Annotated in this window: 16 protein-coding genes; 8 read left to right on the forward strand and 8 right to left on the reverse strand. The window is 37.6% G+C overall.

Annotation, left to right across the window (positions count from 1 at the left end):
• Position 1: 1 nt before the first annotated feature.
• A complete protein-coding gene (locus tag HMPREF9096_RS07640) occupies positions 2-220 on the reverse strand; it encodes a YejL family protein (RefSeq protein WP_005637371.1) in 219 nt (72 codons plus the stop codon).
• A gap of 128 nt (positions 221-348) precedes the next feature.
• On the opposite strand from HMPREF9096_RS07640, the gene yejK reads away from it, so the two are divergent.
• The 4 genes from yejK to cpxA all read left to right on the forward strand — a co-directional run bounded on the left by yejK (position 349) and on the right by cpxA (position 3,989).
• Complete coding sequence (yejK, locus tag HMPREF9096_RS07635) at positions 349-1,365, forward strand: nucleoid-associated protein YejK (RefSeq protein ID WP_009499757.1); 1,017 nt, start codon at positions 349-351, stop codon at positions 1,363-1,365.
• 64 nt (positions 1,366-1,429) lie between these two features.
• Positions 1,430-1,843: an outer membrane protein assembly factor BamE gene (bamE, locus tag HMPREF9096_RS07630; protein ID WP_009499758.1), complete on the forward strand. Its 414-nt coding sequence runs from the start codon at positions 1,430-1,432 to the stop codon at positions 1,841-1,843.
• Between the two features lie 54 nt (positions 1,844-1,897).
• Positions 1,898-2,584 (forward strand): response regulator, encoded by a 687-nt coding sequence (locus HMPREF9096_RS07625; RefSeq protein ID WP_009499759.1) that lies wholly within the window; start codon positions 1,898-1,900, stop codon positions 2,582-2,584.
• A gap of 4 nt (positions 2,585-2,588) precedes the next feature.
• A complete protein-coding gene (gene cpxA, locus HMPREF9096_RS07620) occupies positions 2,589-3,989 on the forward strand; it encodes an envelope stress sensor histidine kinase CpxA (RefSeq protein WP_032803232.1) in 1,401 nt (466 codons plus the stop codon).
• Positions 3,990-4,030: 41 nt separating this feature from the next.
• On the opposite strand, the gene epmA is transcribed toward cpxA, so the two are convergent.
• The gene (epmA, locus tag HMPREF9096_RS07615; protein WP_032803234.1) at positions 4,031-5,002 is read right to left on the reverse strand and encodes an elongation factor P--(R)-beta-lysine ligase; all 972 of its coding nucleotides are present in this window, start codon (positions 5,000-5,002) and stop codon (positions 4,031-4,033) included.
• A 216-nt stretch (positions 5,003-5,218) separates the two neighbouring features.
• Between epmA and frdA the strand changes: the two genes are divergently transcribed.
• From frdA to frdD, 4 genes are read left to right on the forward strand one after another with little or no spacing between them, the layout of a single operon-like run.
• Positions 5,219-7,018: a fumarate reductase (quinol) flavoprotein subunit gene (frdA, locus tag HMPREF9096_RS07610; protein ID WP_032803235.1), complete on the forward strand. Its 1,800-nt coding sequence runs from the start codon at positions 5,219-5,221 to the stop codon at positions 7,016-7,018.
• A complete protein-coding gene (locus tag HMPREF9096_RS07605; protein ID WP_009499763.1) occupies positions 7,011-7,781 on the forward strand; it encodes a succinate dehydrogenase/fumarate reductase iron-sulfur subunit in 771 nt (256 codons plus the stop codon). Before frdA ends, HMPREF9096_RS07605 begins: the two co-directional genes overlap by 8 nt.
• Positions 7,782-7,791: 10 nt before the next feature.
• The gene (frdC, locus tag HMPREF9096_RS07600; protein WP_005639272.1) at positions 7,792-8,202 is read left to right on the forward strand and encodes a fumarate reductase subunit FrdC; all 411 of its coding nucleotides are present in this window, start codon (positions 7,792-7,794) and stop codon (positions 8,200-8,202) included.
• 12 nt (positions 8,203-8,214) lie between these two features.
• Complete coding sequence (frdD, locus tag HMPREF9096_RS07595; protein WP_009499764.1) at positions 8,215-8,559, forward strand: fumarate reductase subunit FrdD; 345 nt, start codon at positions 8,215-8,217, stop codon at positions 8,557-8,559.
• A gap of 106 nt (positions 8,560-8,665) precedes the next feature.
• Here frdD and mtgA read toward each other — a convergent pair whose 3' ends face one another.
• Genes mtgA through HMPREF9096_RS07565 form a run of 6 tightly spaced genes read right to left on the reverse strand, consistent with a single transcriptional unit; the run spans position 8,666 to position 12,890 of the window.
• Positions 8,666-9,406 (reverse strand): monofunctional biosynthetic peptidoglycan transglycosylase, encoded by a 741-nt coding sequence (gene mtgA, locus HMPREF9096_RS07590; protein WP_009499765.1) that lies wholly within the window; start codon positions 9,404-9,406, stop codon positions 8,666-8,668.
• Positions 9,393-9,698 (reverse strand): trp operon repressor, encoded by a 306-nt coding sequence (gene trpR, locus HMPREF9096_RS07585; protein ID WP_009499766.1) that lies wholly within the window; start codon positions 9,696-9,698, stop codon positions 9,393-9,395. The genes mtgA and trpR overlap by 14 nt, the downstream gene beginning before the upstream one ends.
• A 36-nt stretch (positions 9,699-9,734) precedes the next feature.
• Positions 9,735-11,516, reverse strand: a complete 1,782-nt coding sequence (locus HMPREF9096_RS07580; RefSeq protein WP_009499767.1) for a transglycosylase SLT domain-containing protein — start codon at positions 11,514-11,516, stop codon at positions 9,735-9,737.
• A 25-nt stretch (positions 11,517-11,541) separates the two neighbouring features.
• Positions 11,542-11,838: a YciI family protein gene (locus HMPREF9096_RS07575; RefSeq protein WP_032803237.1), complete on the reverse strand. Its 297-nt coding sequence runs from the start codon at positions 11,836-11,838 to the stop codon at positions 11,542-11,544.
• A 15-nt stretch (positions 11,839-11,853) separates the two neighbouring features.
• Entirely contained in the window at positions 11,854-12,333 is a 480-nt protein-coding gene (gene yciA, locus HMPREF9096_RS07570; RefSeq protein ID WP_005633431.1) for an acyl-CoA thioester hydrolase YciA, read from the reverse strand.
• Entirely contained in the window at positions 12,333-12,890 is a 558-nt protein-coding gene (locus HMPREF9096_RS07565; RefSeq protein WP_009499769.1) for a septation protein A, read from the reverse strand. Before HMPREF9096_RS07565 ends, yciA begins: the two co-directional genes overlap by 1 nt.
• Positions 12,891-12,893: the final 3 nt, after the last annotated feature.

Below are 12,893 nucleotides of genomic sequence, written 5' to 3' on the forward strand. Positions count from 1 at the left end.
ATTAACGTGCTTTTACCGCATTAATTAAGGAATTAGAAAACGCTTGGGCTAATGCCTCACGTTGAGTTTGCGGCACACTGGTGGTTAATAAATTGCTTGCCATGTTACCCAGAGCGATTAAGGAAAGATCTACAGGGGCTTTATGTTTTTCTAATACTGCGATCATATCGTTTACAATCGCACTTAATTGAGCATCAGAATATTTAGAATGTTGAGCCATAATGTTAAAAATAAAACAAAAAATTTGGCTTATGATACCCGATTATTTGGTAGAACCTAAATAATTTCTTTTTTCTTGCTTAAAAAGTGCGGTTATAATTTGCGGCAAATTTTTCAAAGGTGACAAAAATGAGTATTACCGTTAATCAAATTGTTTTGCATCAGTTAGTCAAAAATGTGGATGGCGACAGCATAAAAATGGAAAGCGTATTACGCGATGAGCTGTTGTCAATTACACCAGAAGTAGAACAAATGATGTTGCAACTTCATCAAGGCTATCAAAATAAAGCGAAGGCTTTTGGCGTGTTTCAGGAAAAGTCTATATTTGCACAACATTTAAATCGTTTATTGGAACAAGAAATTGAGTTTTTAGGTTTTAGTCAATACTCAACAAAATTGCTTGCAGATGAGCTAGGTAAATATAACTTTGCAGAAAGTGGTACTTTGATTTTATGTCAATATAATTTCTTAGCAACAGATTATTTGTTTATTGCATTGCTTGATAGCCGTCATAGTATGTTAGTCGATGAGCATTTAGATATTCGCCGTACAGAATATCTTGATATTACTCAGTTTGATATTGCGGCAAGAGTGAATTTGACGGATTTGCAGGTGAATGCAAACTCTAATCGTTATTTAACTTTCATAAAAGGCCGTGTCGGTCGAAAAATTAGTGATTTTTTCATGGATTTTTTAGGTGCCGAAGAAGGATTAAATCCACAAGTACAAAATCAGAGTTTATTGCAAGCAGTGAGTGATTACTGCGATCAAGGCGAACTCAACAAAGAGCAAACTCAAGTAGTAAAAAAACAAGTGTTTGAATATTGCAAAGCTCAACTTGCAGGCGGTGATGAAATTGAATTGCAGGAACTTTCTGATTCCTTACCCACTCTAAACGAACAGCCTTTTGTTACCTTTGCGGGAGAACAGAATTATGGCTTGGAAGACCGCATTCCGCCAGTACGTTCAACTTTAAAATCCCTAACGAAATTCACTGGTTCAGGAAAGGGGGTGAGTATTAGTTTCGATGCTGATTTATTGAATACTCGAATTCAATGGGAACCGATGACTGATACGCTTACTATCAAAGGTTTGCCACCGAATTTAAAAGATCAATTACAAAAGGCTTTAAAATCAGAGAATTAATTTGGCAATATGCTCAAACTTAGGTATTATTTGACAGTACTTTTGCACAAATAAGGTAAAGAAAATGCAAGTTAAAACACTTTTAGGCGCAACCTTTTTAGCATTAAGCGTCGCTTCTTGTTCCACCGTTGAAAAAGTTGTATATCGAATTGATGTACCGCAAGGCAACTATTTAGAAGCGACTACAGTTGCTCAAGTTAAAGAAGGCATGACTGCTCAACAAGTACAATATTTGTTGGGTACGCCAGTATTAATCGATCCTTATAATAGTCAGACTTGGTACTATGTGTTCTTACAACAACGTGCTTATGAAACACCAGTTCAACATACTTTCACTGTAAAATTTGATCAACGTGGTATGGTGACAGAAACCAATCTCGATAAACCTTTGCCAGAAGTTTCGCAACAAGGCGAGAATAACACCATTATTCAAACTGGTGAGAAACCAAAATCAAGCTGGTGGCAATTCTGGAAATAATCTTTCTATTTTCACCGCACTACAACAAGAACGATTGATAAAAAGGAATCCCCAATGTCAAAACTCTTGCTCGTTGATGATGATGTTGAATTGACGGAATTACTTTCATCCCTTTTAATGCTAGAAGGGTTTGATGTTCAAATAGCAAATAATGGATTAAAGGCATTACAAAAACTTGATGAAAGCTATGAGTTGGTTTTACTTGATGTCATGATGCCGAAGCTAAATGGCCTTGATACATTAAAAGAAATTCGTAAAGTCTCTAATGTGCCAGTGATGATGCTTACTGCAAGAGGTGACGATATCGATCGAGTGCTTGGCTTAGAATTGGGGGCGGATGATTACTTGCCTAAACCATTTAATGATCGTGAATTAGTGGCAAGAATTAGAGCGATTTTGCGTCGAAGTGTGTCGCCATCAAATAGTGTTGACGATACAAAAGAAATATTATCTTTTGAGAATGTAACCTTATATTTGACTCGCCAAACTGCGATGTATAGTGAGGAAAACTTAAATTTAACAGATTATGAGTTTAAGATCCTTCAGCGATTAATAGAATCAAAGGGGGATATTGTTACTCGTGAAGAATTAAGTTTGGAAGTGCTAGGAAAAACATTAAGTCCGTTCGACCGCTCTCTTGATATGCATATATCTAATTTGAGACGAAAGCTACCAGAGCGAGAAAGCAAATTGCCTTGGTTTAAAACTTTACGCGGAAAAGGCTATCTTTTAGTCACTTAGTTTTATGAAATTGCGTAGTTTTTTCTGTTTAAATCAACTTGCAATCAGAACATTTACTCTGTTCTGGTTTTCTTTTTTCATCATGATGAGCCTTGTGATCGTGCTACCCAATCTCGATCTTAGACTCTATTCCCCTCTAGAAGAAGCAGATATTGTTAACTATCAAAAAGAAATCCTAAATATCGTTCGTAATGGTCAATTACAGGGGCTAATTTCAGAAGTGCCTGTTTTACCTTCAGATAAATTTCAACCTTCTAGACCAGTTCTGATTAATTTACAAACTAAAGATATTCTAGGTGAATTACCAGAGGAAGCGCCTTATATTCGAAGATTTGCAGATGTATCCAGCGATTTTTCAGAACCTAAACGTAAAAATTTTAATGAGCTTCAGCTTTCAGGACCGTTCCTGGTTTATTTAGGGGATACAGCCTCTTATGCCTTGTATTTTATTTCTTACGTTAACCCACAGCGTGAGATCTTTAATTATGTTTTTGATAGACCCATTATATTGATTTTGATTATTCTTTTAATCACTAGCCCATTGCTTTGGTGGTTTACAAGAATGCTGATTAGGCCTATTTCTCGCTTGCAAGAAGCAGCGAATTCAGTGGCATTAGGTAATTTTAAAATTGATAAGAGCTTAGTGGCTAATGGTCCATTAGAGCTACGTCAAGTTGGTCAAAGTTTTAATCGAATGGCAGCCTCTATTGATCATCTAATGTCTAATCAACAAACATTACTTTCATCTATTTCACATGAATTAAAAACACCACTCACTCGTTTACAGTTGGCTACAGCGCTTGTTCGCCATGAATATGGCGAAACAGAGAGCGTAAAACGCATTGAAAGAGAAATAGAGCGAATGGATAAAATGATTAGTGAGCTACTTCTACTTTCACGCCATAAAATGAATAGTCAAGTGGAACGAGATATTTTTTATGCCAATATGCTTTGGACTGATATTATCAACGATGCCAAATTTGAAGCAGAGCAACGAGGTATAACGTTTCTCACAAATATTCGTTTACCCAAAAATGAATTACAACTTAACGGAAATTTTAGATTGCTGGAAAGTGCGGTTGAAAATATCGTGACAAATGCACTTAAATACACCAAGGATAAGATCGAACTTCATATTTTTATACAAGAAGAAGAAGAAGAAGAATTTCTCAGGATCCGTATAGATGACAACGGATCTGGAGTCCATCCAGATGAATTTGAAAAAATCTTCAAACCGTTTTATCGAGTGGATGAGACGCGAACTAGAACGACTGGTGGCACAGGACTAGGATTGGCGATTGTGTCTAATGTTGTTCAGGAGCATCAAGGAAAGGTCTGGGCTGAAAAAAGCCCACTAGGCGGGCTTGCTGTTACTATACGATTGCCATTATGGATCAGTAACTAAAAATATCAAAAGTGCGGTAAATTTTTTACCGCACTTTTCGTCTAGGCATTATCTACGGCAAAAGAAATCACTTCATTAATTTTTTCACAACCTAAAGCAACCATAATTAGGCGATCAACTCCCAGCGCAACGCCAGAAGAGTTTGGTAAGCCAGCTTCTAATGCAGCTAGAAAACGTTCGTCAATGTCTCGAATTGGCAATCCATGTTTCGTTCTTTGTTGATTATCCAATTCAAAACGATGTCTTTGTTCTCGTGCATCTGTCAATTCATGGAAACCATTTGCCAGTTCTAGCCCTTTGTAATAAAACTCAAAGCGTTCTGCAACTCGTTGATCTTCTGGACTCACTTGTGCTAGGGCGGCTTGTGTTGAAGGGAAATGATAAATCGCAACAGGTCGATCTTTTCCTATTTGAGGTTCAACGACTTCACTAAATAAAAACTGTAATAAAGTGTCGCGATCTTCATTATCTTCAGCCATAAAGTTATGTTTACGCGCCGCTTCGATTAATTCTGAACGTTCTGCAGATAAGGGATCTAAGCCTACATATTCTTGGAAAACAAACTGATAGTTTAAACTTTCTGCAGGTGGGCAATCTAAAATTTGTTGGAGTAAATCATCCACTTCATTAATTAAACGATGCATACTAAAGTGCGGTCGATACCATTCCAACATGGTAAATTCTGGATTGTGGCGATTACCAGCCTCTTCATTACGGAATACTTTACTGATTTGGAATATCGGTCCACTGCCTGCAGCGAGCAAGCGTTTCATATGATATTCAGGGCTTGTAGAAAGCCAAAGTGTTTTGGATTGTTCACCAAAAGGCGCGAGAAATTCCGTGCTAAATGTGGAAAGGTGCAAATCAGTAACGCCAAATTCACTTAGAACAGGCGTCTCAACTTCAAGCAAGCCTCGCTCTGTAAAAAATTGACGAATTTCAGCAATAATTTTTGCACGTTTAAGAAGATTTTTTATATCGGCAGAAGGTTGCCAATGAGTAAGTTCGGTCATTTTTATTCCCATTTTTAAATTTTCATCATTGTAAACGAGAGCTCTTCTCAACTCAATCTAAGGTTTTTTGAGGTAGATCACAAAATCATCCTTTTCCCCCTTTCGCTACATAAAAAACGTTATTAATTTGTAACAAAAAATGGCAGAATGGCCTCACTAGATTACCCTTTTAGGGTGATTTCTATTTTTTACTTTCTACATTTATTGGAGGATATCGTGCAAATAGTTAATGTCGATATTGCGATTGTTGGCGCTGGTGGTGGCGGTTTACGTGCAGCGATTGCAGCAGCAGAAGCAAATCCTAACTTAAAAATTGCATTAGTTTCAAAAGTGTACCCAATGCGTAGCCATACTGTGGCAGCAGAAGGTGGCGCAGCGGCAGTTATCAAAGAAGAAGATTCTTACGATAAACACTTTCAAGATACTGTGGCTGGTGGTGACTGGCTTTGCGAACAGGATGTTGTGGAATATTTCGTACAACATTCACCAGTGGAAATGACTCAATTAGAACGTTGGGGATGTCCTTGGAGCCGTAAAGCTGATGGCGATGTAAATGTACGTCGTTTTGGTGGAATGAAAATTGAGCGTACTTGGTTCGCCGCTGATAAAACAGGTTTCCACTTATTACACACGCTTTTCCAAACTTCTATTCAATATCCACAAATCCAACGTTTTGATGAACACTTCGTATTAGATATTCTTGTTGATGATGGCCATGCTCGTGGTATGGTTGCAATGAACATGATGGAAGGTTCGCTGGTTCAAATTAATGCAAATGCGGTTGTTATTGCAACTGGTGGTGGTTGTCGTGCATTTAAATTCAATACCAATGGCGGTATTGTAACAGGTGACGGCTTATCTATGGCGTATCGTCATGGTGTACCACTTCGTGATATGGAGTTTGTTCAATATCACCCAACAGGTTTACCGAATACAGGTATTTTAATGACTGAAGGTTGTCGTGGTGAAGGCGGTATCTTAGTGAATAAAGATGGCTACCGCTATCTTCAAGATTACGGTCTAGGACCAGAAACACCAATTGGAAAACCACAAAATAAATATATGGAACTTGGTCCTCGTGATAAAGTTTCTCAAGCATTCTGGCAAGAATGGAAAAAAGGTAATACCTTAAAAACAGCGAAAGGCGTAGATGTTGTGCATTTAGATTTACGTCATCTTGGTGAAAAATATTTACATGAGCGTCTTCCATTCATTTGTGAACTAGCAAGTGCTTATGAAGGTGTAAATCCAGTGAATGAGCCAATCCCTGTTCGTCCAGTTGTTCACTACACGATGGGCGGTATTGAAGTCGATTTCAATAGCGAAACTCGTATCAAAGGTTTATTTGCTGTAGGTGAATGTGCATCTTCAGGTTTACATGGTGCAAATCGTTTAGGATCTAACTCTTTAGCTGAACTTGTTGTGTTAGGTCGTGTAGCAGGGGAATATGCGGCGCAACGTGCAGTTGAGGCTCAATCTGTAAATCAAAGTGCGGTTGATGCTCAAGCAAAAGATGTCGTTGCTCGTTTAGAAGCCCTTCATAAACAAGAAGGTAATGAATCTTGGTCTGAAATCCGTGACGAAATGGGTTCTGTAATGGAAGAAGGCTGTGGTATTTACCGTGACCAAGCAAGCATGCAAAAAGCAGTAGATAAAATTGCAGAATTAAAAGAACGTTACAAACGTATTCGTGTAGCAGATAACTCAAGCGTGTTCAATACAGATGTACTTTATACAGTTGAGTTAGGCTACATCCTAGATGTTGCACAATCTATTGCAAATTCAGCGATTGAACGTAAAGAATCTCGTGGTGCTCACCAACGCTTAGATTACACTGAACGTGATGATGTAAATTATTTAAAACACACACTTGCTTTCTACAATGAGAATGGTGCACCGCGCATTGAATATAGCCCGGTGAAAATTACTAAATCTCAACCTGCAAAACGTGTTTACGGTGCGGAAGCAGAAGCTCAAGAAGCCGCTGCAAAAGCTAAGGAGCAAGCAAATGGCTAATTCACTAGTAATGAATGTTGAAGTATTACGCTACAATCCTGAAATCGATCAAGAGCCGCATTTAAGTACTTATCAAGTACCTTATGATAATCAAACCTCATTACTTGATGCGTTAGGCTATATTAAGGATAAACTTGAACCATCTCTTTCTTATCGTTGGTCTTGCCGTATGGCGATCTGCGGTTCTTGCGGGATGATGGTGAATAACAAACCGAAATTGGCTTGTAAAACGTTCTTACGTGATTACAGCGGCCATATGCGTATTGAACCGTTAGCAAACTTCCCAATTGAACGCGACTTAGTGGTTGATTTAAGCCACTTTATTGAAAGTTTAGAGGCAATTAAACCTTATATTATTGGTAACGAAGCACCAGCATTAGATGGTAAACCACATCCATCGAAAGAATTGCAAGTAAGCCGTACTAAACAAACGCCTGCACAGCTTGAGAAATATCGTCAATTCTCAATGTGTATCAACTGTGGTTTATGCTATGCCGCTTGCCCTCAATTTGGTTTAAATCCTGAATTCTTAGGCCCTGCAGCTATTACTATGGCTCATCGTTATAATCTTGATAACCGTGACCATGGCAAAGCAAAACGTATGTCATTGTTAAATGGTAAAAACGGGGTTTGGAGTTGTACTTTCGTTGGCTATTGCTCAGAAGTTTGTCCAAAACATGTGGATCCTGCTTCTGCAATTAACCAAGGAAAAGTGGAAAGTGCCAAAGATTATGTTATCTCTATGCTAAAACCAAAAGGCTAAGGGGGAAGGAATGTCAGTAACAGTGAGTAAACGTAAAAAATATGTTCGTCCAATGACAGCGACTTGGTGGCAAAAATTGGACTTCTATAAAGCCTATATGCTACGTGAAGCGACTTCAATCTTTGCTGTATGGTTTTGTATTGTGTTGCTTTATGGTGTTCTTTGCCTCGCAAGCAATCCAATACCTGGCTTAGGAATTTTGAGCTTTATTGAGTTTTTAAGAAACCCAATTGTGGTTTTCTTAAATATTATTACGCTTATCGCAACACTTTATCATACGGTGACATATTTCTTAATGACACCAAAAGTGATGAATATCATTGTGAAAAATGAACGCCTACCACATACTGTGGTAAGAAATGCACTTTGGGCAGTAACGGCATTAGTTAGCGTGCTTGCATTAGTTTTAGTTTATATTTAAGGGAGAGAAAAAATGGTTGATCAAAATCCAAAACGCTCCGGCGAACCGCCAGTATGGTTAATGTTCGGTGCTGGCGGCACAGTGAGTGCAATTTTCTTCCCTGTCGTTATTTTAATCATCGGTTTGTTATTACCATTTGGTTTAGTCGATGCGCATAATTTAATTACTTTTGCTTATTCTTGGATTGGTAAATTAGTTATTTTGGTGCTTACTATTTTCCCAATGTGGTGTGGTTTGCACCGTATTCACCACGGTATGCATGATCTTAAAGTGCATGTGCCAGCAGCTGGATTTATCTTTTATGGTTTAGCCACAATCTATACTGTTTGGGTATTATTTGCGGTAATAAACCTATAATAAAAATGCTATAAATAAAAAAACGAGTCTTAGACTCGTTTTTTTATTTTATGTATTAAGTAAATATTTTTTAGTTTGTTTTACTTTAGAAATTTGATTGAATTTCTTATAAATGGCTCAAGTATTCAGTACCTAAATTTCCCATTTGTCTCAAAATCCAAGTTTGTTTTTTACGAACTAATAAGCTTGGCTTATTTACTTTATAAATGATTGGATTGGGCAGCACAGCAGCTAAAAGTGCGGCTTCATTTTGAGATAAATTTTTAGCTGACTTTTTAAAGTAATAGCGACTTGCCGCTTCTACACCAAAAATGCCGTTCCCAAATTCTGCAATATTTAAATACACTTCTAAAATACGTTTTTTTGACCAAGTCAGCTCGAGCAACATAGTTGCTGGAACTTCTAAACCTTTTCGTAGCCAATTTTGTCCGTGCCAAAGCATTAAGTTTTTAGCGGTTTGCTGGGAAATGGTTGATGCTCCTCGGATTCCCTTTTTAGATTTTTCGTTATATCGAATTGCTCGTTGGATAGCCTCAAAATCAAAGCCTAAATGTTCAGGAAAACGCTGATCTTCTGATGAAATCACAGCTAATTGAATGTTTGGGGAGATATTTTCTAGGCTGACCCAGTTATATTGGATTTGATATCGAAAATCTCCTTGTAAAAGATTAGCGATTTTTTGTTGTACCATATAAGCGGAAAATGGAATAGGGACAAAGCGAAAAAGCAGCAACAAAGCAAAAACTGCGAAAAAAAAACGAAAGACAACTCGCTGCCAGTTTTTTTTCCACCATTTAGGGCTAAATAAGCGTGAAAGTGCGGTAAAAATTCGCTTAGTTTTTTTCAATGAGATCAAGATGTTGTTTCATCCATTGCATAAAATCAGGATCCATCGTTTTAATCATATTGGAACCTCGAGTGATTGTGGCGGCACTTGTATTAAGATTTTGTTGAATTTCACGCTGAGACATATTTTTATCAATCAGCTGAGAGACAATCTGCAAGCGCAACCCTACAGCATCTCGTTCGTCTGCAGTTAATAATAAAGTTAGAAACTCCTGTGCTTTGTTTTCATCAAAGGCGATTTTTAGCATTTGAAGAAATGAATTCCATTGTTCTAAATTGCGGCTGATATACATAATTACGCTCCCATTTACACTATTAAACTAGTGCGTTTAGTATAGCCGATTCAATTCTTCTTGGCTAAAGATTTGTGGGTTTTCTTTATTTTGTAAAATTTGATAGTAAAAGTCATAAGTGACTACATTTTGCACATAACCACGAGTTTCGTAAAAAGGAATAGATGCGACAAATTCGTCTAATGCTAATTTTCCATTGGCGCGACTTAACCATTTTTCTACCCGATTTGCCCCTGCATTGTAAGCAGCTGCAATCAATATTCGATTATTAGGATATTTTCCATTGAGTTCATTCAGATGTGCGGTACCTAGCAAAATATTATTCAATGGTTTGAATAAATCTTGTTCGCCTTGATAAGGCAGCTGATTATTCTCTGCAGTCAATTTTGCTGTGCTTGGCAGAAGTTGCATTAAGCCCCGCGCATTTGCAGAAGATTGTGCCATTGGATTCCAAGCACTTTCTTGACGGGCGATTGCCATAGCAAAAGTTTTGCTGATATTTAAATTCTGTAATGCTGCATTGAAGTATTCTGAATAAGCATTTGGCAAACGAAGAGACAGGTAATCCCACGCTTTTGCAACAATAGAAGCATCAACAGCTAATTCAAACCATTGTTGGTTTTCGGCATATTCTGCAAGTTTTAGCTGAGTCGTGAAATCAGCATTATCAAGTAAAATTCGCCAACGTTGTTTTGCTAAACCATTTCGTCCAAGTTCTCTAAGTTCTCGAATCATGGCGAAAACTTGCTCGAAAGGAAGTTGTTCTGCCACTGTAAAACTTGGAACTATTGGAAAATCGACTTTATATGCTTGCTTTAATTGTGTCGCAGCCAACATTGGATAGAATCCCCGCTCTTTTGATAGTGCGGTTAGTTTTTCTATATTTTTTGATATATCTTGTTTAGCCTCCCAATAACGCCATTCTTGTTTTGCTTTTCCTTCAGCAGTAAGTGAATTAAGCCACGGAGAACGGTCGGTCTTCTGCCAAATTGCCATTCGTAAACGGCGTTCGGTTAGATTATCAGTCTGTAATTGTCGGATTTGTTCATCACGCCATTTTTGAAAATCAGCGTTTTCATTATCAAAAAAACGATTTAAAAAGGCTATTTTCCACTGTTTGATTTCATCTTCTGAGAGTTGCCAAGTTTCAGCCCATTGTTGATAGAGTTCAAAATTTGGATTTTCTATTTGTTTCGATAATGTTTTTAGATAACGAGGAAAAGCATCGATTAATGCATTTTTATCTAACGTGCTAGGATTACTGTTCTTTATAATCTCAGCAAGTTGTTTAGGATTTTCTACTTGATTTTGTTCTTCTTGAACCCTGTTATTTTCTTTAGCATTATCCGACGTTGCTGATGTTTGTTGTTCCTCTAACGTGGATAGTTTTTGTAATAAGGCTTGAAATGCTGGCGTTACAAAAGGGTAATTTTGTTGTGCTAATGCATTGAGTTCATTTATTGCTTGTTGTTTGCCTTGAATGTCATCACTTTTTAAAAAGGCAATTTTGGTTTCCCAAAAGCGTGCTAGCAAATCGTATTGCAAAGGATAGCCTTGCAATGAATCTATTAAGATTTTTGTGATATTTTGAGTCGCTTCAGAAAATTGCTGGTTTTTTACCGCACTTTTTAGCAAACCTTCAACCTGCAAAAAGGTTTCACGTTGTTTTAAACGTGTTAAGTAGTCTTGATGCTGTGCAGACGCCCAGTTTTGTTTTTCTTGCTCAAGATTGATGGATGCTGTTGCCGTGTTAGGTGTATCGGCAAAAGCAGAAAGAGCGGTCAAAATACAAAGAGAAATTAAAGCGACTTTTTTCATGTTAGCTTATCAGAATTGAGGAGGGCTAAAATACTTTTTTAAATGGTTTTACAATAACATCACCATATACGCCAGCTTCTACATAAGGATCTTGTTCCGCCCAGTCTTTTGCCGCTTGCAAATTTGCGAATTGTGCAATTACGGTTGAACCAGTAAAACCAGCCTCTCCAGGATTTTCATCATCAATAGCTGGATTTGGGCCTGCCGTAAGTAAGCGGTTTTCAGCTTGAAGCTGTTTTAAACGAGTTAAGTGTTGCTCGCGTACCGCAAGACGTTTTTCTAATGTATTTGGAATGTCTTGAGCAAAAATCACATAGAACATCATTATTTCCTTCTATTAACAGGCGTTTTGTTCAGCCTCAAACTCTGCAATTGAGGCCAATGCTTTTTCTAATTCGTGGTTATTTTCACGAGGAATCGTGCGTGAGCGACTATTATTATCTACTGCAACGAAAGTAAATACTGCATCAGTCACACAATAACGTTCACCAATTGGCTCACTTGCCACTTTTTTCACCCATACTTCTACTTTAATTTTAATGGAAGAACGTCCTACTTTTAGACATTGACCGTAGCAACAAACCACATCGCCCACAGAGATTGGTTTGATGAAATTCATGCTTTCAACCGCAACGGTAACTACGCGCCCATGTGCGATTTCTTTTGCTAAAATCGCACCGCCCATATCCATTTGAGACATGATCCAACCGCCAAAAATATCCCCGTTAGCATTGGTATCAGAAGGCATCGCTAAGGTTCTTAGTAATAGAATCCCTTTGGAATGGCGGCCATTTTTATCAGTAAAATTGGAAGACATTATTTTTCTCCATCTTTTGAATTTGAATCATCTTTAGGTAAATAGCGATAGATATAAGCGCCTGAAATAATGGTTGCAATCATCGTCATACCAATAATTCCGAAAGATTTGAAATCAACCCAAGCTTCTTCCGACATATTATGGCTGATATAAATATTCACCAACATACAAATAATAAAGAATACTGACCAACCGAGGTTAAGTGTATTCCAAGCCTTTTCGGGCAGTTGTAGCTCTTTACCAAGCAATTTCTTGATTAATGGGGTTTTAAATTGAAATTGTGCGACGAGCAAAACAATGGCAAACAAGGCATTGATAATTGTCACTTTCCATTGCAAATAGCGGATTTCATTAAAGTAGGCAGTTAAAAGTCCAAAAAAAACGACCACACTTGCCATAATTTTTTGTTGTTTTTCAACGGTTCCGTATTTCCATTTTAAAATTACGATTTGTAAAATTGTTGTAACCACCAATACGATGGCTGCTTCACGTACACCACCGAGTTTATAAGTGACAAAAAATAAAATTAAAGGGATAAAGTCAAGGAGTTGTTTCATATT

This window comes from Haemophilus sp. oral taxon 851 str. F0397, from assembly GCF_000242295.1.
Taxonomy (GTDB): Bacteria; Pseudomonadota; Gammaproteobacteria; order Enterobacterales; family Pasteurellaceae; genus Haemophilus.